Origin of the sequence: Paenibacillus sp. FSL R5-192 (assembly GCF_000517845.1) — a bacterium.
GTDB classification, from domain to species: domain Bacteria; phylum Bacillota; class Bacilli; order Paenibacillales; family Paenibacillaceae; genus Paenibacillus; species Paenibacillus amylolyticus.
This window is the reverse complement of sequence record NZ_ASPR01000014.1, coordinates 654,784-674,457: the sequence shown is the minus strand read 5'-3', so window position 1 is coordinate 674,457 and position 19,674 is coordinate 654,784. Positions and strand designations below refer to the sequence as shown.

At 44.7% G+C, this 19,674-nt stretch carries 20 protein-coding genes; all 20 read right to left on the bottom strand.

The genetic code is table 11. From position 1 onward, the window contains the following. Window positions 1–29: 29 nt before the first annotated feature. The 20 genes from C161_RS11370 to dprA all read right to left on the bottom strand — a co-directional run bounded on the left by C161_RS11370 (window position 30) and on the right by dprA (window position 19,480). Window positions 30–491, bottom strand: a complete 462-nt coding sequence (locus C161_RS11370; protein ID WP_036609360.1) for a flagellar basal body-associated FliL family protein — start codon at window positions 489–491, stop codon at window positions 30–32. Further along, window positions 491–712, bottom strand: a complete 222-nt coding sequence (locus tag C161_RS11365; protein ID WP_017689179.1) for a flagellar FlbD family protein — start codon at window positions 710–712, stop codon at window positions 491–493. The genes C161_RS11370 and C161_RS11365 overlap by 1 nt, the downstream gene beginning before the upstream one ends. A gap of 68 nt (window positions 713–780) precedes the next feature. Continuing rightward, on the bottom strand, window positions 781–1,599 hold the full coding sequence (gene flgG / locus C161_RS11360; RefSeq protein WP_036609361.1) for a flagellar basal body rod protein FlgG: 819 nt from the start codon (window positions 1,597–1,599) through the stop codon (window positions 781–783). Window positions 1,600–1,680: 81 nt separating this feature from the next. After that, window positions 1,681–2,064 carry a TIGR02530 family flagellar biosynthesis protein gene (locus tag C161_RS11355; RefSeq protein WP_036609362.1) on the bottom strand — a complete coding sequence of 128 codons (384 nt, stop codon included), beginning with the start codon at window positions 2,062–2,064 and terminating at the stop codon, window positions 1,681–1,683. Beyond that, complete coding sequence (locus tag C161_RS11350) at window positions 2,061–2,618, bottom strand: flagellar hook capping FlgD N-terminal domain-containing protein (RefSeq protein WP_017689182.1); 558 nt, start codon at window positions 2,616–2,618, stop codon at window positions 2,061–2,063. Before C161_RS11350 ends, C161_RS11355 begins: the two co-directional genes overlap by 4 nt. 19 nt (window positions 2,619–2,637) lie before the next feature. Next, complete coding sequence (locus C161_RS11345; RefSeq protein WP_051449694.1) at window positions 2,638–4,026, bottom strand: flagellar hook-length control protein FliK; 1,389 nt, start codon at window positions 4,024–4,026, stop codon at window positions 2,638–2,640. Window positions 4,027–4,066: 40 nt separating this feature from the next. Then, a complete protein-coding gene (locus tag C161_RS11340) occupies window positions 4,067–5,008 on the bottom strand; it encodes a MotE family protein (RefSeq protein WP_036670365.1) in 942 nt (313 codons plus the stop codon). Window positions 5,009–5,051: 43 nt separating this feature from the next. Then, window positions 5,052–5,504: a flagellar export protein FliJ gene (gene fliJ / locus C161_RS11335; RefSeq protein WP_036670362.1), complete on the bottom strand. Its 453-nt coding sequence runs from the start codon at window positions 5,502–5,504 to the stop codon at window positions 5,052–5,054. A gap of 11 nt (window positions 5,505–5,515) precedes the next feature. Next, a complete protein-coding gene (fliI, locus tag C161_RS11330; protein ID WP_036609365.1) occupies window positions 5,516–6,835 on the bottom strand; it encodes a flagellar protein export ATPase FliI in 1,320 nt (439 codons plus the stop codon). Continuing rightward, window positions 6,822–7,685, bottom strand: coding sequence for a FliH/SctL family protein (locus tag C161_RS11325; protein WP_036609366.1), 864 nt, complete (start codon window positions 7,683–7,685; stop codon window positions 6,822–6,824). Before C161_RS11325 ends, fliI begins: the two co-directional genes overlap by 14 nt. Next, complete coding sequence (gene fliG / locus C161_RS11320) at window positions 7,678–8,694, bottom strand: flagellar motor switch protein FliG (protein ID WP_036609368.1); 1,017 nt, start codon at window positions 8,692–8,694, stop codon at window positions 7,678–7,680. The genes C161_RS11325 and fliG overlap by 8 nt, the downstream gene beginning before the upstream one ends. A gap of 11 nt (window positions 8,695–8,705) precedes the next feature. After that, the gene (gene fliF / locus C161_RS11315; protein WP_036609370.1) at window positions 8,706–10,289 is read right to left on the bottom strand and encodes a flagellar basal-body MS-ring/collar protein FliF; all 1,584 of its coding nucleotides are present in this window, start codon (window positions 10,287–10,289) and stop codon (window positions 8,706–8,708) included. A 137-nt stretch (window positions 10,290–10,426) separates the two neighbouring features. Next, complete coding sequence (gene fliE, locus C161_RS11310) at window positions 10,427–10,738, bottom strand: flagellar hook-basal body complex protein FliE (RefSeq protein WP_017689190.1); 312 nt, start codon at window positions 10,736–10,738, stop codon at window positions 10,427–10,429. A 58-nt stretch (window positions 10,739–10,796) separates the two neighbouring features. Further along, window positions 10,797–11,246 carry a flagellar basal body rod protein FlgC gene (flgC, locus tag C161_RS11305; RefSeq protein ID WP_017689191.1) on the bottom strand — a complete coding sequence of 150 codons (450 nt, stop codon included), beginning with the start codon at window positions 11,244–11,246 and terminating at the stop codon, window positions 10,797–10,799. Window positions 11,247–11,252: 6 nt separating this feature from the next. After that, on the bottom strand, window positions 11,253–11,660 hold the full coding sequence (flgB, locus tag C161_RS11300; RefSeq protein ID WP_036670359.1) for a flagellar basal body rod protein FlgB: 408 nt from the start codon (window positions 11,658–11,660) through the stop codon (window positions 11,253–11,255). Window positions 11,661–12,647: 987 nt separating this feature from the next. Next, window positions 12,648–14,048, bottom strand: a complete 1,401-nt coding sequence (gene hslU / locus C161_RS11295; RefSeq protein WP_036609375.1) for an ATP-dependent protease ATPase subunit HslU — start codon at window positions 14,046–14,048, stop codon at window positions 12,648–12,650. A gap of 116 nt (window positions 14,049–14,164) precedes the next feature. After that, complete coding sequence (gene hslV, locus C161_RS11290; protein WP_017689194.1) at window positions 14,165–14,707, bottom strand: ATP-dependent protease subunit HslV; 543 nt, start codon at window positions 14,705–14,707, stop codon at window positions 14,165–14,167. 26 nt (window positions 14,708–14,733) lie between these two features. Then, window positions 14,734–16,077, bottom strand: coding sequence for an FADH(2)-oxidizing methylenetetrahydrofolate--tRNA-(uracil(54)-C(5))-methyltransferase TrmFO (trmFO, locus tag C161_RS11285; protein ID WP_370511405.1), 1,344 nt, complete (start codon window positions 16,075–16,077; stop codon window positions 14,734–14,736). Window positions 16,078–16,133: 56 nt separating this feature from the next. Then, the gene (gene topA / locus C161_RS11280; protein ID WP_036609379.1) at window positions 16,134–18,233 is read right to left on the bottom strand and encodes a type I DNA topoisomerase; all 2,100 of its coding nucleotides are present in this window, start codon (window positions 18,231–18,233) and stop codon (window positions 16,134–16,136) included. A gap of 116 nt (window positions 18,234–18,349) precedes the next feature. Further along, window positions 18,350–19,480 (bottom strand): DNA-processing protein DprA, encoded by a 1,131-nt coding sequence (dprA, locus tag C161_RS11275; protein WP_036609380.1) that lies wholly within the window; start codon window positions 19,478–19,480, stop codon window positions 18,350–18,352. Between the last annotated feature and the right edge of the window lie 194 nt (window positions 19,481–19,674).

The window sequence follows — 19,674 nt, the reverse complement described above, 5'->3', positions numbered from 1 at the left end:
CTTACAGGTCTACAGCGTGTTCTGTTCATTTACATTGGCGCCATTACAAAAGCTGAAAAACTGGTGCTGCTCAACTTACCTTCAGGTAAAGCTTCATTAATTAGTCCCGTCAATCTCTCATTAAATTGTACGCGGCCCTTCGCTGTAGCCAGCTCCTCAGACTTTGTATCCGCAAACGTCTGAATGATAATAGGCTTCACTGTAATTTCTTTGATTTTCTCGAAATCTTCTTTGGCTGTTTTGTCTGACAACTTGAATGAGAAGCTGACAACTACAACATGATCCGTATCAGCCAAATTGGTTTTAATTTCTCCAAGCTCAGAGGAAACCTCTACAATTTCATCCGCAGTCATCTTCTTAGCTTCTGAGGCTGCCGCCGTATGTGTGTCGTCCTTATTCCCGTTCTGTCCTTGCATAAATACAAACACAACCACCACAATGAGTGTTATCGCCAGCAACATTGTTGCAAGCCAGGGCATCATTTTTTTCATCAGGATTCCTCCGTTTGCTGCACTTTAATAGTGGCTGCCTGAACCCCGATTTCACGGTTGTAATCTTTAATCTTGGAAATAACGTCAGCGGCTTTTTCAAGCACAATCAGTCTCTTTCCAGTTACCAGAGTAATATACGTATCCGGCGTCTCTTCCACAATTTCAACCATCAGCGCATTTAACCACATGGGAGAACCATTTAACCGCGTAACCGAAATCATGCTAAGCCCCCTTAATCAGAGTGGGAGGAGCAAGCTCCCCCACGTTTTAAAAATTCATTAATCAGTTATTAACGTTTCAGGTTAACAACTTCCTGAAGTATTTCATCCGACGTTGTAATGATCCGGGAGTTTGCCTGGAATCCACGTTGAGCTACAATCATCTCAGTAAACTCTCCTGTCAAATCCACGTTAGACATCTCGAGTTGTCCAGCAATGATTGCTCCTGTTCCGTCCTCAGCACTGTTCGCAGTTAAAGGATCAAGAGTACCGTCAGGATTTGCGTTAGCTGTCATCCGGTATAGGTTACCCCCTATTTTTTCCAATCCTTCAGGGTTAACTACCTTCCCTATTCCAATTTGAGTATCGCCTTCGATTGTTCCATCAGCCATTGTCTGATTAATCATACCGTTCTGTCCGATTGTGAATGAAACAACATCATCCCCAATTGTAATGGGCTCTCCCTCACTACTTAAGACGAACAAACCATCTGAAGTTACAAGATTTCGAGCAGCATCAACATGGAAATCCCCTGCACGTGTCAAGTAAGGAATTTCCTGATCTCCACCCAAGGAGACAAGAAAAAAGCCATCTCCGTTAATACGTAAGTCTGTCGGATTGTTTGTAGTCATTGGGCTTCCTGCGAGATGCAGTGTATCTATAGATCCCACAGATACACCCAAACCGATTTGCTTTGCATTCACACCACCAGATGGAGCATCAGTTGGGGCAGTTACCCCTGCCGTAGTTTGGCTCATAATATCTTTGAACATAACCCGACTGCCTTTGAAGCCAACCGTGTTTACGTTCGCAATATTGTTACCAATTACGTCGAGTTTTGTTTGGAAACCCCGCATCCCGGAAACGCCTGAGTACATTGATTTCAACATTTTTAAAAATCCTCCCAGTCTTCATTTGGTTACCGCATCAGTCGGTCAGCGGCATTCCGGCTCCCGAGAAGGGCCAGCCGGTCAAGAAATGATTACGGCACTATCAATCTGAGTGAACACATTATTCTTCATGCTTTCACTATCCATAGCGGTAACCACAGTACGATTTTTGACATTGACGATAAAAGCCATATCCTGCATTAAAATCAATGACTCTTTGGCTCCTTTGGCAGCAGCTTTGTCCAAAGCAGAACCAATCTGTTCCATTTGCTCGGTCTTGAGTTCAATACCACGCTGTTCCAATCGTTTGGCAGCATGATTGCTCAATTTCAGAAGATTATCTTCCAGCACCTTTGCAAAAGGTTTTTCGGGTATAGCCGAAGCTTCTCCCGTTTTGGGTCTTTGAAGCATATTCGGTGTAATCGGGCCTGCGTATAATTGTCCAACCGTTATGCGATCACTCATATCGTTTTCCCGCTATCTTCTGTATCACCCGTTTCAGCGGATGATTCAACTTCCTGGCTCTCGTTCGTTTCAGGAGTTACATCCTGAACGTTCTGTACCGGAGTTTGACTCTCTTCTGCCTGTTTTGGATAATTCACCTGAATGATCTCATCCAGCTTAATCTCGTCGTTGCCCACTTTTGCATATTGAACGCTATCTCTTACAATGATGGAATCTACAATACCCTGACGAAGAGTTCCGTTATCATCTTTATTAGAAGAAAGCCAACTTACCTCCATGCCAATCATGCCGGATACAGCACCAAGGGACTGGTTCAATGTTTTAAGCTGCGTAGAAATATTGACCAGTTGTTCCACTGAGCTGAACTGTGCCATTTGAGCGATAAATTCCTTATCCTCCATTGGCTGCATCGGGTCTTGATTTTGCAGCTGGGTAATCAGGATTTTTAGAAACTGATCTTTACCCAATTCTTTTGTTGCAGCACTTGTGGTTGCTTTATTGGCTGCCGAATAGTTCGGCCAGGTATTATTCATTGAAACATTTTCATTAGCCATTTACTCACCTCATTTCTATTTAAGCCTCAGCACTAAACGTATCTCTCTGTAATTCGTTTCCTTCGACTTGCTCGCTACGCCAGTTACGCAATTCTTCTTGAATCCCTGCTGTAGCTATAGCATCATCCGATTGTTCCTCACGCTCACGCGAACGGCGTTGTTGCTGAGAGTTACTTCCCGGCTGACGGCCTCCGTCCTGATACATCTGTGATCCGATTGAACTGTTCTGGGTAACCTCAAGTCGTTCCACTTGAATTCCCTGGGCTTGAAGTGAAGAACGTAGCTGCGTCATTTGTTGTTCAAGCATGTCTTTAGCCATCGTATGTTCAGTCATAAACCGTGCAACCAACTGCCCGTTCTGCAAGGTAATTTGAACATCCAATTTACCTAGATGCTCAGGCCGAAGTGAGATGGTCGCCTCGGAAAATCCCTTTTGCTGGACAATATCCAGCTTATTAACAACAAACTGTGTCATTTCCTTGGCAAACTGTGATGTTTGCATTACAGGTTCAGCCGGTTTTCCTGCTGTAGTACCTGATGAACGCAAGGACAGCTCTCCTGCAGTAATGATGGTTGAGTGTTCCACTTCTCCACCTGCATTTGAAGTAGATGTTGTCTCAACCTCAGCTTTCACTTGGGTTCCAGAATTCGCCACTGCCGCAACAAGAACTTGTGGTACGACCGAATCCTGTTTGGATGTTTGAAGCCTAGTACTTGGAGCGACCTGTGCAATCTGATCCTTAACTGCAGTCAATGTATCCAGTATGGATTTCAGTTCAGTCCATCCTTTGTTACTAGTGGTATCCACTCCAGCCTCTTGAAGCTGACTCTGCAGAGATTGTAACAAATGTTTGAATTCAGGAGCGTTCTTCGCAACGTTACTCTCAGGATCATTCATTCCAGCTACTAATTGTGTAAGCATATCTTGCAGAACAAAACGTACTGCTGCCGGATGCTGCGACAGTTCAATTGCGGGTACTGTTTTTACGCTTTCCGCTCCGTTCGAAGACTCGTCGGAACCTTCTGCATTAGTACCTGAAGGATTAGTTAATTGTGTATACATCTGTTGAATCAGAGTTTGCATACCTGCAAGTAGAGCTGGGTCATTTTCCAAAGCTTCGTCAAGTGAATCCAAGTCCGTGAACAACGAATTCAGTATAGCTGTGATTGATGCCGCTTCTCCTTCTTCACTTGTAGCAAAGGAAAACAACAACGGATTGGCAGTTAAACTTCCAGTAGCGCTTGAACTATCACCTTCTGTGTTTCCTCCAGATAGCGATTGTGCAAGAGTTTGGAGAAATTCACCGCTAGCACCTGCAGCTGAACCTTTCGATTGTGCTCCGGTTGTCTGACCTGCTCCTGTTGCTTTTACAGTTGCTGTGGATGCCATTTGATATACAATCGACATTTTATTTTCACCTCCTCTCGGTTAAACAGTGTAATCCGATCTACTTGTTGCCCATTAATTTGTTCAAAATTTTTGCAGTTTCAACCGAGTCCTCTGAAGACATGTTCTCAAGCAATTGAGAGCGTGTTGCATCATCTACTGAATTCAGGATGGTCAATGTTTTGTCAGGACTTAACTTGTATGTTTCCAATAATAACTTGGCACCACTTGAAGCAGACATCGAAGCAAATGTTTGACTAAGCTGGTTTTTATCCAGGTTTTTGCTTGTGGTTGTGGATGCAGTTGAAGTTGCTGTGGTTTCTTTCTTCAATCTGGATTGCAGCGCATCCAGCGCCAGATCCCCGGACGGTTTGGCATCCTTCATCATCATGGTGACATCGGCTGCTGTTTTCGGGTCCATCTTTTCAAGCACCTTGGTCCGAGCAGATGACTGCATGGCATTCAACAACAATACCATTTCCTCATTCGTCATATTTTGCAAAATCGGTGCAGCTTTGCTTGGGCTCATGTCAGCATACATTTTAGCCAAATCTTTGATTTGTTTCTGATAATCAGATTCCGTTTCCGGCGTTGCTGCTGTAGCCGTTTCAGCCGCTTTTTCCGCATCATCCAACTTCTTCTGAAGGTCCGTGGCCTTCTTTGCTTCAGTTGTTGTCGCTTCCTGTGCTGCCTTGAGCTCTGTTTCTTTGGCAGTTACTTGGGATTTCAGCTTTTCGATTGTGGCTTCAGCACTTTCAACCTGCTGCTCACTCTTCTCCAGCTTCTCCTTCTCCGGATCCAGTACAGGATCAGGTACCCATTCCTTGACTACCGGTATCTTGTTGGCGAATTCAAACAAATTATTACGAATATCTACATTAAACAGCGTAAGTAGTACACCTAGCAATACTACGGTGAATACAATCGGGATTGAAATCATCAGAAACTTTTCCCAACCGCCTCCCGACTCTTTTTCCATGTCGCTATCATCTTTAACAGCCATCGTTTATTCCTCCTTCACGAGACAACTTCGCGTCCGGCTCACATCAATTCGCGCGTCCGGCTTTGGCAGCGAAGCGTACAGTAGCCATCTCGTCCAGATCGTTCTGTTCCCGGAGGAGCATCTCCTGCTGAAATTTGATCTTGGCCTTGTCTCTCGCTCCAAGCCATACTTTTTCATCAACCATCTTACCGTTCAGAAACGTCTGATTCCGTTGCACGTTGACCTGAGCATGTTTAACATCACTGTTTTTGCGTGAAATGCACTCGTCAAGGTGATGTACATAACGCTGCATCTCCTGCAGACTGTTTACAGACGCTGTATTTTCCGTAGCAGATTGGATAATGCCGATCAGATTACTTCTATCATTAAGAAGTTGTATCAGATGTTCTTCCTCCGTCTGAAGTTTACCGATCGCTGTGGATAACATCCACTCTGCCTGTGTTTTTTCATTACTCTTCAGGTCAACAACTTTCTGGAAATGATATCGAAATTTCATCGTTTACCCATTCATCTCCTTGCAAATTCAAGAATCAAACGTTCCTGTACTTCACTTAAAGTGACTTTCTCGTCGACTTTCTGCTTGGTAAAGTTCCATATACTATCAATCTGGTCTATCGATTCATCTATGGCTGCATTTGATCCCCGCTGGTAAGCTCCAATATTGATCAAATCTTCCGATTCTTTGTACACAGCCATCAAACGTTTCATATTATTAACGGCTTCCAGCTGCTCTTCCGGAGCAATATCCTTCATAACACGGCTTATGCTGGCTAACACATCAATCGCTGGAAAATGACCTTTATTTGCAATGGATCGATTTAACACAATGTGTCCATCCAGAATACCCCTTACCGCATCCGCGATTGGTTCGTTCATGTCATCTCCATCAACCAGAACGGTGTAAAAGGCTGTAATCGAACCCGTAGGCCCTGTGCCTGCCCGTTCAAGCAGTTTGGGCAAACTTGCAAAAACCGATGGCGTATATCCTCTCATTGCCGGAGGTTCACCTACGGCCAGACCAACTTCCCTTTGTGCCATCGCATATCGAGTTACCGAATCCATCATGAGCATCACGTTCATTCCACGATCTCGGAAATACTCTGCAATAGTGGTCGCAATAACTGCTCCCTTAATCCGAATCAGGGCAGGCTGATCTGAAGTTGCAACAATGACTACGGAGCGTTCCAGTCCTTCCGGACCCAGATCCCGTTCAATAAAGTCGCGCACCTCACGTCCACGCTCACCCACAAGCGCGATGACATTGACATCTGCTGCTGTATTACGAGCAATCATGCCCATCAATGTACTCTTACCAACACCAGAACCGGCAAAAATACCTACACGCTGTCCCTTACCTACGGTCAACAATCCGTCGATAGCTCTTACACCAACACCCATCGTTTCAAGTACACGCGGACGATCCATTGGATTAACCGGTGTATTGGAGGTAGAGTACATCGGCATTCTGGATGGAAGGAGGGAACCGTCCAGCGGTTGTCCAAGTCCGTCCAATACTTTACCGAGCAATTCGGAGCCTACCTGAACGCCGAGTGGTTTACCCGTACCTACTACATCGCAACCAGGACCGATGGATTGAAGTTCACCCAGTGGCATAAGCAGCACTTTGTTATCTCGAAACCCAACAACTTCGGCCTGAAGAGGCTTAGCCGATTTACCAGGATAGATATAACATACGTCACCGATACTTGCATCTGGCCCTTCTGACTCCACCATAAGACCAATGACCTGAGTAACTTTGCCGTTAATACGAACAGGATCGAATTGGCGCAAATGTTCCATATATCGCTGTGAACTAAGAACCTTCATGTTGATTTTTTCGCTCCTCATCCTCAAGTGCTATGCGGACCAGTTCTTTTTTAATCTCAGCAAGCTGTGTATCAATTCTCGCATCTACACTTCCGAACGAAGAACGAATGACACATCCCTTATCTTTGACCGTTGAATCAGGCAAAATCTGCAATTCTGCCTGAGAGTCAATAGATAGAGACAATTCTTCACGAGCTGCCTGTACAAAAGTAAACTGATCAGGTGCCACACAGAGTGTGATCAAACCCTGCTCCCGTTTACGTGACAAACTCTGACGAATCAGTTCCAATGTATGATCGGGTTCAATGGTAAGTTGCTTATCAATGACTTTCTCAGCGATCCCGCAAGCGAGCTCCACGAGGAACGGTTCGGCTTCCTGAATGATCTGATCTTTAGCTACATAAGCTTCCTTGAGCACTTCCTGGGCTTCAATCATCATCTTTTCGATCTGCACCTGGAGATCCAGTTCAGCTTGTACTTTGCCTTCCTCAAAACCCTGTTGGAAACCTTGTGAACGAAGCGCTTCAGTCAGATGTTCATCCTGTTGTCGTTGTTCCTGCCACCAGCTGTCGATCTGTTCACGGGCCTCTTGAAGCATGCGCTCTGCCTCTTCTGAAGCTTCACGTACTTGCTTTTCTGCAAACTCCTTGGCATCTTCCAGCATTTCTGCGGTAAGACGTTGTGTTTCTTCGTCCACGCGTGCTTGAAGCGTTTCTGCCTCAGAACCTTCAGCACTATCACCGTATAATTCCGTTTCAGACTCCTCAGCACCACCATAATGATGATGATTTTCAAGTTTTTTACGGTCATCAACGGGTACATACTGGAAAGATTTAATCAAATTAGACAATGATATCATCTCCTCCACCGCGTGCGATAATGATCTCACCGGCTTCTTCCAATCTGCGTATCGTTCCTACGATACGTGTCTGAGCTTCCTCAACATCACGCAATCGCACAGGTCCCATGAATTCCATCTCTTCTTTGAATGTCTCGGACATCCGTTTCGACATATTCCGGAACACGGCATCCCGAACTTCTTCGCTTGCCACTTTGAGTGCCAACTGCAAATCTGCGTTGTCGATATCCCGAATAATGCGCTGAATCGAACGATCATCCACATTGACGATATCTTCGAATACAAACATGCGTTTTTTGATTTCCTCTGCAAGCTCTGGATCCTGAATTTCAAGCGAGTCCAAAATGGTACGTTCTGTACCCCGATCGACTCCGTTCAGAATCTGAACGATCGATTCGATACCACCTGCATTGGTGTAATCCTGCGTTACGGTAGAGGATAACTTCTGTTCCAGAACCCGCTCCACTTGAGAGATGACTTCCGGCGAAGTACTATCCATAACAGCCACCCGGCGAGCGACATCTGCCTGTTTCTCTTGTGGCAAGGATGATAGAATCGCTGCTGCCTGTTCGAATTGCAGGTAAGACAGAACTAGGGCAATCGTTTGCGGGCTTTCATTCTGAATAAAGTTCAAAATTTGATTCGGATCTGCTTTGCGCGCAAAGTCAAATGGTCTGACTTGCAGCGTAGCTGTCAAACGATTAATGACTTCAAGTGCTTTTGATGAACCCAGAGCTTTCTCCAGGATTTCTCTGGCGTAATTGATACCGCCCTGAGAGATATATTCCTGCGCCAGACAGATCTGGTGAAACTCGGCCATGATCATATCCTTTTCGGAAGAATCAACTTTGCGAACGTTGGCAATCTCCAACGTAAGTTGCTCAATCTCCTCATCACGCAGATGTTTGAATATCTGAGCCGATACTTCCGGACCTAATGTAATCAACAATATTGCTGCTTTTTGTTTGCCAGTCAAACCTTGACTGCTTGCCTTTGCCAATGCGCTCACCTCTATTCGTCAGCCAGCCATGTACGCAGCAGATTGACGAATTCGTCTGGCTTTTTCTTGGCCAAACTCTCCAATTGTTTGCGCACCTGACTTTCGTTCGTTACACTGTCCAGCGTAATGGACGGGAACTCTGTTGCTATTGGAAGAGGAATCTCTTCTTCTTCGACTTCGTTTTGTTTGCGGCGACGGCGTACTAACAAAATAACTACCGCTGCGATCAATGCCGCTATGAGTGCGCCTCCACCCCACATCATCGTTGAGGAAAGCTGGAAACCTGTATTGTCTGCAGAGGCAGTCTGGAAGCCTTGTGACATGACTGAAACTTTCTTTGTCAGATCGGCGTCACTTATTACAGTGCCTGAGTCTGCCAGTGAAGCACGAACAATGTTAACCAAAATGTTCTCAATTGCGTCCTGAACCGGTCCCTGTAATTCTGTTTCTCCATTCGGTGGTTCAACTGCAACGTTAATGGTTAAGTCTTTTACAGTATACGGACTGGAAATAATATCCTTAGCGATTCGATTAACATCGTAGTTTATAGTGCTTGATGATTCTTCGGAGGTAGAGTTACCGGTTGCATCAGATGATGGGTAACCCGGAACTTCCTCTTGTCCTGTGCCAGCAACACCACCTGTTGGATTGCTTGCGCCAGTGTAGCTCTTTTGAATCTCCTGCACACTGATCTCGATGCCTTTCATATTATCTACATCAACAGGTGTGACCAGATTTTCCTTACGTGTTTCTTTGTCAAAATTAAGCTTGGAGGCTACCAAAACATTAACTTTGTCTTCGCCTACAATCTGGGAAAGGAATTGTTTTACGTTATTACGGACATCGTTTTCAAACTTTTTCTGTAGTGCCATGTTCTCTTGAACTTCGGAAGACAACCCGCCACTGCCACCTCGGGCAGTTGGGATCAATTCTGCTTCATCTGTGTTTGTAATTGTGATGTTCTCAACAGGCAGATTAGGAATTGCAGTCTTAACCAAGTTAAAGTAGCCATCTACCGCTGCCTGATTTGGATGATAACCCGGTTTGAATTGGAGAGCTACCGATGCTGATGCTTTGTCTTGTTCTTCCAAACCAGCAAAGATGTTATCTTTCGGCATATTAACCAGTACTTTAGCATCCTGTATCCCTTGCATCCGCTGAAGTAACTGTTCAACTTCTCCGTTTATAGCGTTGTTGTACTTTACATCAAACTCTTTATCCGTCATCCCGATGGGGGATGATGACTCCTCGAATGACTTATACCCTAATGAACCATTCTGAATAATCCCTTGAGATCCAACATTCACTTTTGCAATTGCAACACTTGTACTCGGTACGGATATGGTCTTGCCATCTGAACTTAATTTGTATGGAATGCTAGATGAATCGAGATAACTGATCACGCCCGCTGAATCACTTGCATTCAAATCTGTAAAAGCAACTTCATATTCCGTTTTGGACAATTGCATCGTGAGTACAACTGCAGCCAAAATCAGGAACAGGAAGGTGGATATAAATAATACTTTTTGCTTTTTGCTAAAACTATTCCAATACTGGGATGCCTTATCCCTGTACTGGGCGATTCTCTCATTCACTCTGTCACCCCATCCGAAACTTTGCTTAGTCTGTCCTTACTCAACCCTAGCCGTTTCATAGGTTGACGATCAGGAGCAGCATCGCAGCTGCTTTGTTGTAATGATCAGCGCTATTATCGAAGCGCAAGTAGGTTATTTTATAACTGCGTTCGCATAACTTCTTGGTATGCTTCGACCACTTTGTTTCGGACTTGAGTTGTGAGTTGTAGGCTTAACAAGGCCTGTTCGGAAGCAATCATCACCTGATCCACATTCGCTTTGCCGACCAAAAATTGATTCGACATTTCATGCGATTGAGCCTCCTGTGCTGCAACGGACCCTAATGCATTCTGTAAGTATGTACCGAAGCTCTGAATGGTTTCGGCTGGTGTAGAAGGCTTACTTTCGGTTGCACTCTTCATCTGTAGCGGTTGTATCCCCTGTGTGCTAAACATGTTGTTCTGAATCATTAATGTCCCTCCCCTTCATCCCTGGTTTGTATTTTTCTTATTTTCATTTCTAAGCAGATTATCTTCCAATCTCCAAAGCTTTGGAGATCATCGCTTTGGTTGAATTCAGTGCTGTTACGTTTGCTTCATATGAACGCGAAGCAGAGATCATGTCGACCATTTCTTTCGCAATATCTACATTAGGCATAAATACATATCCTTCTGCGTTTGCATCCGGATGAGAAGGGTCATACACAGGCTTCAGAGGTGACTGATCCTCGCGAATCTCCGTTACTCTTACGCCATCTCCTGAACCGCTACCTCTCATCTGATTTTGCAGCATCGTACCAAATGACGTTTTATTCGGCTCAAGCACAACCATTTTACGTTTGTAAGGGACCGCTTCACCATTGGATACGCTCGCGCGCGTAGTCTCTGCGTTGGCAATGTTGGAAGATATTACGTCCATCCGCAACCGTTGGGCTGTCAGAGCTGAGCTACTGATACTAAAACTATTACTAATGTTCAATTTAGGTTATCTCCCTTCCACGCCAACACGCATGATTTTAATTTGTTCGTTCACTTGCTGAATATAAGCGTTATAACGTAACTGATTCTCCGCCAGAAGACTCATTTCTCTGTCTATATCGACATTGTTTTCGTTGTTATTCATGGAGGTTGACTGGTCCATATTAACTACTGGCGTGGGTACGGAAGAGGAAGGACCTATGACAAAATGCCTTGCATCAGTTACTTTACCCTTAAGAACAGGCATATCTCCATTCATTTGCCCTTGCAACATTTCTTCAAAAGAAACGTCCGAGCGCTTGAAATACGGGGTGTCGGCGTTCGCGATGTTGTCAGCAATTGTTCGTTGTCTGATATTGGACGCATCGAGTGCACCTTGTAATCTTTTAAAGCTGATATCGTTTAAAAGATTCACAATCTCCCTCCTCTCTTTAGAAGTTATGGAAAAAGATTGTATCTTTTCCCTTAAAAATTCTTATGTTTTTTTCGACAAAAACATTCGTCTTTACACGGTTTTCTAGGACTTAAGTAGAATTAACTCTGATGTTGTCGTATAACATAAGTTTCTTCGAGTTTGGGATTTATTACAATAAGAAAAAAGCCCTATCTTTTCTGAAAGACGGGGCTTTTTGTGTATTTTCTGCAAATTATGAATTTTTTCGTAAATGTTCGGGCCCAAAACAAAAGTATGTTAATACTCTCCCTTATTGTTCTTTAACATTCTTAAAATAAAAAAAAAAATTCGAGTCTCAGCATGAGCTTATAACGCCCGTAATTATGTATATTTCCGAATATTTCATAGTTGATAATGTTAGAATTTTTTGCCGTCATACTAAGGGTTTAAGGACAATATGATAGGTATACATACAAAGCTGTATATTAATCAATTGACAAATTATCTTTCAAGAATAAAGAAAACTCGTCTTGCCCACACAACACTTTCTTAACAATTCAGTGGGGTCTATATATTTTAATTTTAAGAAAACAATTAGTGGCTTCAAACTTTTCAACAATTCATCATTTTGCGCATTTACGCAACATTTACCAATCTGTCGACTAAACCGATGACCAGACTTGGAATAAGGAAAATTCTTTTAATGGGAATCATTGGGTATGGAATGGAAGAATAACTACCACTCCGATAGGTTTTAACTCCGGATACATGCGGCACAAGTCCTAGGTTTTGTCGATCCGTATAACAACCACACATCTTTTATCGGTTGTAACATCAAAATCCTTTAGATAGAAACAAAAATAAACGATATGCGTTAAGTAAGAGGGCCTTTGTGATTCGTTAAAGGATCGCTTCCCTTTGTCGATCACACAAATGTTCTCTACTCTCTTGCATACCGTTCATTTATAACATCATTTTAACAACTACATTACTAGCCGCAGCCGCATGTTACAGGATATACTGACTCAAATCACGATCAAGCGCAATATCATTTAATTTCTCCCGGACATACTCCGGAGTAATCACCATACGTTCCAGTGTAAGCTCAGGTGCCTCAAAGGATAAATCCTCCAAAAGCTTCTCAAGAATCGTATGCAATCGACGTGCACCTATATTTTCTGTATTTTGATTGACGGATTCAGCCAATTTGGCAATCTCGCGAATAGCCTCATCCGAGAACTCAATCTCAATATTCTCTGTGCGCAACAGATCAACATACTGCTTGGTCAGTGCATTTTGGGGTTCAGTCAGAATGGATACAAACTCCTCCAGTGTTAGACTGCTTAGTTCCACACGAATTGGGAAGCGTCCCTGAAGCTCAGGAATCAAATCAGAGGGTTTGGCGACATGGAATGCGCCAGCTGCCATAAACAGAATATAATCCGTTTTGACAGGACCATATTTCGTCATTACTGTAGAGCCCTCTACGATAGGCAGTATGTCACGTTGCACACCCTCACGGGATACATCAGGACCACTACCGCGCCCTTGACTGGCGACCTTGTCAATTTCATCTATGAAAATGATACCTGTCTGCTCTGCTCGACGAATGGACTCTTGGGTAACATCATCCATATCGATCAATTTGCCTGCTTCTTCCTGGGTCAACACTTTGCGCGCTTCTTTGATGGCGAGCTTGCGCTTTTTCGTACGACGAGGTAAGAGGCTACCAAACATCTCCTGCATATTCATGCCCATCTGATCATTACCTTGTCCAGCAAACATGTCCATCATGTTAGGCGCAGTGTCTTCGACATCAATCTCAATGATGTCATCCTCCAGCTTGCCGGACAACAGATCAAACTTGATCTTACGGCGGCGTTCGGCAACCCCAGTATCCGGTTCTGGCTCATCCTGTTCCTGAACGTTGTTGCCATTATTACCAAAGATCATCTCAAAGGGATTACGCTGACTCTTGGACTTAGACTGTGAAGGAGCCAAAATATGTACAATTCGCTCATTGGCAGCTTCTTCAGCTTTGTCCTTCACTTTTTCAGTCCGCTCCAACTTCACCATCCGCAGTGATGTCTCAATCAGATCACGCACCATCGATTCAACGTCACGGCCAACGTAACCTACTTCAGTGAACTTGGTAGCTTCCACTTTCACAAATGGCGCACCTACCAGTTTAGCAAGGCGACGGGCGATTTCCGTTTTACCCACACCGGTAGGTCCAATCATCAAGATATTTTTAGGCACAATGTCGTCCTGAGTGTGCTCAGGCAAAAGGCTACGCCGATATCGATTACGAAGGGCTACAGCTACCGATTTTTTAGCTTTCTTTTGACCTACAATATACTTGTCAAGCTCTGCAACAATCTGTCTCGGTGTTAACGCTTGAGTATTCATATTGCTTCCCTCCTACCAGTATGTTGAATTTATTTTTCCTAACAAGGACAAAGAATCCCCTAGACGTCCTGGAGCAGATTACAGAATCATGCTCCACTACGGGAGATTTCTTTGGCTTATAACTCTTCTACAATAATATTATTATTGGTATATACACATAGCTCCGAGGCAATCTGAAGTGATTCACGCGCAATATCTTTCGCTTCCAGGTTTACTGCATGACGTTTCAACGCACGCGCAGCAGATAAGGCAAAGTTTCCACCTGATCCGATAGCAATAACGTCATCATCCGGTTCAATTATCTCCCCGCCGCCTGAAATGAGCAGCATACCTGATTTGTCCATCACAATCAAGAGTGCCTCAAGCTTACGCAAGATCCGATCCTGACGCCAATCCTTGGCAAGCTCTACAGCAGCACGTTGCAAGTTACCATGGTGCTCCTCGAGCTTACCTTCGAATTTCTCAAACAGGGTGATCGCATCCGCCACAGAACCAGCAAAGCCAGCAACAACCTGTCCGCGGTACAAACGTCTTACCTTCTTGGCTGTATTCTTCATCACAACACTTTGGCCCATGGTCACCTGACCATCTCCTGCGATTGCAGCCTTACCATTATGACGAACAGCACAGATCGTTGTAGCATGAAATGACATATCCATGATATCAGCATCCTCCCACGAATAATTTATACGCGTTCCGGAACAGTTAGACCTTCTGCCGCAGCAAAACTGGTGATGCCATCCAGGGCACGCTGTGCAAGAGCTTCATTTTTTTCCTTTTTGTTACGAATCTTCGTTTCAAGCTTCGGCAGCAAACCAAAGTTTGCGTTCATTGGTTGGAAGTGCTTGAAGTCAGCAGTTGTAATATACTGAGCCATACTGCCAAGTGTTGTTTCTACGGGCAATACCACCAGTTCCTGCCCAAGTGCTGCTTTGGCTGCGTTCATGCCGGCAATCAGCCCTGATGCAGCAGATTCCACATATCCTTCTACACCCGTCATCTGACCTGCAAAGAACAGGTTTGGACGCTCTTTAAACTGATACGTCGGAAGAAGCAGTTTAGGAGAGTTAATAAATGTATTACGGTGCATTACGCCATAACGAACGAACTCTGCATTTTCAAGTCCAGGAATAAGGGAAAAGACACGTTTCTGTTCTCCCCATTTCAGATGCGTCTGGAAGCCCACCAAGTTATACAGGGTTCCAGCTGCATTGTCCTGTCTAAGCTGAACAACCGCATGTGGCAACTCTCCTGTATGAGGGTTAACCAGACCTACCGGTTTCATCGGACCAAACAGAGCCGTCTGTTTTCCGCGTTTCATCATCACTTCGATTGGCATACAGCCTTCAAAGTAGATTTCTTTCTCGAACTCTTTCAATTGAGCGACTTCAGCAGTAATGAGAGCTTCATAGAAGACATCAAACTCTTCTTCTGTCATCGGACAGTTCAGATATGCCGCTTCACCCTTATCATAACGGGAAGCCAGATACACTTTATTCATATCAATTGAATCTTTTTCGATGATCGGTGCAGCTGCATCATAGAAGTAGAAATACTCTTCCCCCATTAGTGCCTTGATTTGCTCAGACAAGGCAGGTGAGGTCAGCGGCCCCGTTGCAACAACAACGATGCCATCTTCCGGCAGAGAAGTTAATTCCTCATTCACCACTTCGATGAGCGGATGCTGGTGCAACGTGGATGTAATCTCACCTGAAAATCCATCCCGGTCCACAGCAAGTGCCCCACCTGCGGGAACTGCATGTTTGTCTGCTGCTGACAATACGAGAGAATTGAGCATTCTCATTTCTTCTTTTAACACACCCACTGCATTGGTCAATCCATTCGCACGAAGCGAGTTGCTACATACCAGTTCTGCAAATTTATCCGTATGATGGGCTGGCGTTTTCACAACAGGTCTCATCTCGTATAATTTCACGCGTACGCCGCGACTTGCAATCTGCCAGGCCGCTTCTGTTCCTGCCAGCCCGGCACCAATAACGGTTACTTGTTGTTCATTCGTCAAAATCATTTACCCCCATAAAGCAATTTCATATTTCACTATAATTGTATTGATTCACATATATACTAATCTGCTGATTCGTCATCCGGTTCATCCACCGGCTCCTGATGATCACATGAAGTACACTGCAATCGTGCTCCCTTTTTGTTCCGCTTTTCAATCATTAGCGATCCGCAACTTGGACATGGTTTGGCTGAAGGTCTGTCCCATGAGACAAAATCACATTCAGGATATTTGTCACAACCGTAGAAAATACGTCCTTTTTTGCTACGACGCTCAACAACATGACCTTCCTTACACTTCGGACAAGTCACGCCGATATCCTTGATAATCGGTTTGGTATTCCGGCAATCAGGGAAGCCCGAGCACGCAAGAAACTTGCCAAAACGTCCGAGTTTATAAACCAGCGGTTTGCCGCACTTCTCACAGATCTCATCGGATACTTCGTCTTCAATCTCGATTTCTTTCATTTCTTCTTCCGCAAACTCAAGGCGTTTCTCAAAAGATTCATAGAATTCTGCGAGTACCTTGACCCAATCCTCCGAACCTTCCTCCACATGGTCAAGATCACCTTCCATGTTTGCGGTGAACTCTACATTCAGGATTTCCGGGAAAAACTCTTCCATCTGTTCGATGACCAGTTCACCCAGCTCGGTCGGCATGAATTTCTTTTCCTCAATTGCAACATATCCGCGCTTCTGAATGGTCTCCAGTGTTGGCGCATATGTACTCGGACGCCCTATACCCAATTCCTCAAGCGTCTTAACCAACCTTGCCTCCGTATATCGGGGTGGCGGTTGTGTAAAATGCTGTTTTGGCTCAATCTCCTGCTTCTCAAGCACATCTCCACTTTTCAACGGGGGCAACAGACGATCTTCATCGGTTGTACCATCGTCGTTTCCTTCAACATATACCTTCATGAAACCTTGGAATCGTACCTTCGAACCTGCTGCACGGAAAATGGTGTCCCCCGCAGCAATATCTACAGAGAGTGTATCCAGGATAGCCGAAGACATCTGGCTCGCAACAAAACGTTCCCATACCAGTTTGTACAACCGGAACTGATCGCGACTCATGAATGACTTGATTGAGTCAGGGTCACGCAGAATTGAAGTTGGACGAATCGCTTCATGCGCATCCTGAGCATTAGCTGCTTTTTTGGAATAGTTTCGTGGAGTCTCAGGTGCAAATGGCTCACCATACTTACCAACGATATATTCTTTGGCTTCTTCTTGTGCAGATGCCGCAATTCGTGTGGAGTCCGTACGCATATACGTGATGAGACCTACTGTGCCTTCTTTTCCAAGGTCTACACCTTCATATAGTTGTTGGGCGACCGACATCGTCTTGGAAGCTCTGAAATTCAATTTACGCGCCGCTTCCTGTTGCAGAGAACTTGTCGTAAACGGGGCGGAGGGATTACGGCTCCGTTCTTTCTCTTTAACTTCCTTGATCGTAAAGTCTGCACCTTCGATCTGTTTCAGGATCGCTTGCACTTCCTCTTCACTGCCCAGCTCTGTTTTGGCCCCGTTCAGTTTATGAAACTTGGCTTCAAACGGATTGCCGTCTGCTGTCAGCTTGGCGGTAATGCTCCAGTATTCTTCCGGCTCAAAATCATCAATTTCATTTTCACGATCTAAAATGATTTTAACAGCCACGGACTGAACCCGGCCTGCAGACAAACCTTTTTTCACTTTCTTCCATAATAACGGACTAATTTTATATCCAACGAGCCGATCCAGAATACGTCTTGCCTGCTGCGCGTTAACCAAATCCATATTGATTTTCCGCGGCGTTTTGAACGCATCTTTGACCGCCTGTTTTGTAATTTCATTAAATACTACCCGGCAATCTGCCGTATCGTCCAGTTCAAGGGCATGGGCCAAATGCCATGCGATAGCCTCACCTTCGCGATCCGGGTCAGCTGCGAGATACACTTTTTTCACTTTCTTCCGTGCATCCTTCAGTTCTTTCAAAATTGAACCTTTGCCGCGGATCGTAATATATTTCGGATTAAAATCATTCTCTACCTCAACGCCGATCTGACTCTTTGGCAAATCGCGAATATGCCCCATCGAAGCTTTTACGATGAACTTGCTGCCTAAATATTTGCCTATCGTCTTCGCCTTTGAGGGCGACTCCACGATTACGAGTGCATCCGCCATAGGTTCATCCTCCTCTCAGTCATGAAACTGTCATGAAACTGTTTCTGTAAGCTTATGCATAGTTAATAACTTCTGCTAATTATATATTTCCACGCACTACGTAAGTTGTAGCTTCGTCATACCCTCGCGTATTTAGTGCCTGGTAATTGGCTAATCTGCTTTTTTATGATTAAAGATAACAGAACTGAATGCAAATGTCCAAAATCCCAACCAAGCAGCTCAACCAGTTGATCCAATGATTGTTCTCCCTGTTCCAACAGATAAATCACACGTTGTTCATCTGGAGAGAGCTTAACCTCAGCGAATATCCCACGCCTGGAAGGCTCGCTTGTTTCGGTCGAACGTCCTCTATTGTAAGGAAGTTGTTCTGCATTTGGCAAGCCCAATCGATACTCTTCCAATACATCTGCTGCACAAGTGACCAATTTGGCCCCTTGACGGATAAGATTGTGTGCTCCCCGACTTTTCGGCGATGTAATAGGTCCAGGGACTGCAAATACATCCCTGCCTGCTTCAAGCGCAGCATCTGCTGTAATGAGTGAACCACTGCGAATGTCAGCCTCAACAACCAATGTTCCCAGTGTCAGACCGGCAATGATTCGATTCCGTTCCGGAAATAATCCCTGGCGCGCTCTCGTACCTGGTGGATATTCCGACAAAAGCAGCCCTGTCTCCGCGATTCGTTCAGCGAGGCTTGTATTTTCGGGTGGGTATATATTATCAATCCCTGTTCCAAATACTGCAATCGTTTTTCCTTTGGCACGTAGTACTGCCTCATGACATACGCTATCAATACCGCGGGCAAGCCCGCTTACAATCGTCAGTCCTGCATTGCATAATTGCTCTGCAAGCTTTTCTCCAACTTTGCGCCCATACACGGTTGGCATACGAGTTCCCACCATGGCAATAGACGAATTGTGAAGCAAACTAACATCCCCTCGAGCATACATTACCCAGGGAGGCTGAACGGTTTCCTTCATTAATATGGGATAATTCTGATCCAGATAAGTAATAACCTCTATCCCCTGATTGTAAACGTGTTCTCTTTTACTCTCGATCCAGTCGATAGTAAATTGGCTAGCCAAACGTGCAGCTTGATCTTTGCGCAAGCCTGCTGCGACCCAGTCGCTTTCCCCATAATTCAATAGTTCGGGTAATTCATGTTGTCCCAGAATCAGTTTCGAGATTGTTTTCTTGCCAATGCCCTCCATCTCATGTAACCCAAACAAGATCCATCTTTCTTTCATACCATAAACCTCCCAAAGCGGGAAGAGATCTTCCCTCATATTGTGTGTTAAGTGACCACGGAATGCAAGCGTTTACGCAGATGAGAGACAATTCCTCCCCCTTTTTCCGTAAAAAAAAACGCAAAAAAGCAACCCTTCGCCCTGTTCAAGGACAAAAGGTTGCTTACCTTTTCCGTAACCATAATAGTCGGTCT

Bases quoted from the DNA above. Each gene is read 5' to 3' on its own strand.
- C161_RS11365 (WP_017689179.1), bottom strand. From the start codon at position 712: ATGATTTCGGTTACGCGGTTAAATGGTTCTCCCATGTGGTTAAATGCG.
- fliJ (WP_036670362.1), bottom strand. From the start codon at position 5,504: ATGAAATTTCGATATCATTTCCAGAAAGTTGTTGACCTGAAGAGTAAT.
- C161_RS11340 (WP_036670365.1), bottom strand. From the start codon at position 5,008: ATGGCTGTTAAAGATGATAGCGACATGGAAAAAGAGTCGGGAGGCGGT.
- fliI (WP_036609365.1), bottom strand. From the start codon at position 6,835: ATGAAGGTTCTTAGTTCACAGCGATATATGGAACATTTGCGCCAATTC.
- flgG (WP_036609361.1), bottom strand. From the start codon at position 1,599: ATGTTGAAATCAATGTACTCAGGCGTTTCCGGGATGCGGGGTTTCCAA.
- dprA (WP_036609380.1), bottom strand. From the start codon at position 19,480: ATGAAAGAAAGATGGATCTTGTTTGGGTTACATGAGATGGAGGGCATT.
- topA (WP_036609379.1), bottom strand. From the start codon at position 18,233: ATGGCGGATGCACTCGTAATCGTGGAGTCGCCCTCAAAGGCGAAGACG.
- hslU (WP_036609375.1), bottom strand. From the start codon at position 14,048: ATGAATACTCAAGCGTTAACACCGAGACAGATTGTTGCAGAGCTTGAC.
- hslV (WP_017689194.1), bottom strand. From the start codon at position 14,707: ATGGATATGTCATTTCATGCTACAACGATCTGTGCTGTTCGTCATAAT.
- fliE (WP_017689190.1), bottom strand. From the start codon at position 10,738: ATGATTCAGAACAACATGTTTAGCACACAGGGGATACAACCGCTACAG.
- C161_RS11345 (WP_051449694.1), bottom strand. From the start codon at position 4,026: ATGTCGATTGTATATCAAATGGCATCCACAGCAACTGTAAAAGCAACA.
- C161_RS11370 (WP_036609360.1), bottom strand. From the start codon at position 491: ATGAAAAAAATGATGCCCTGGCTTGCAACAATGTTGCTGGCGATAACA.
- trmFO (WP_370511405.1), bottom strand. From the start codon at position 16,077: ATGATTTTGACGAATGAACAACAAGTAACCGTTATTGGTGCCGGGCTG.
- C161_RS11350 (WP_017689182.1), bottom strand. From the start codon at position 2,618: ATGGCTAATGAAAATGTTTCAATGAATAATACCTGGCCGAACTATTCG.
- C161_RS11355 (WP_036609362.1), bottom strand. From the start codon at position 2,064: ATGAGTGATCGCATAACGGTTGGACAATTATACGCAGGCCCGATTACA.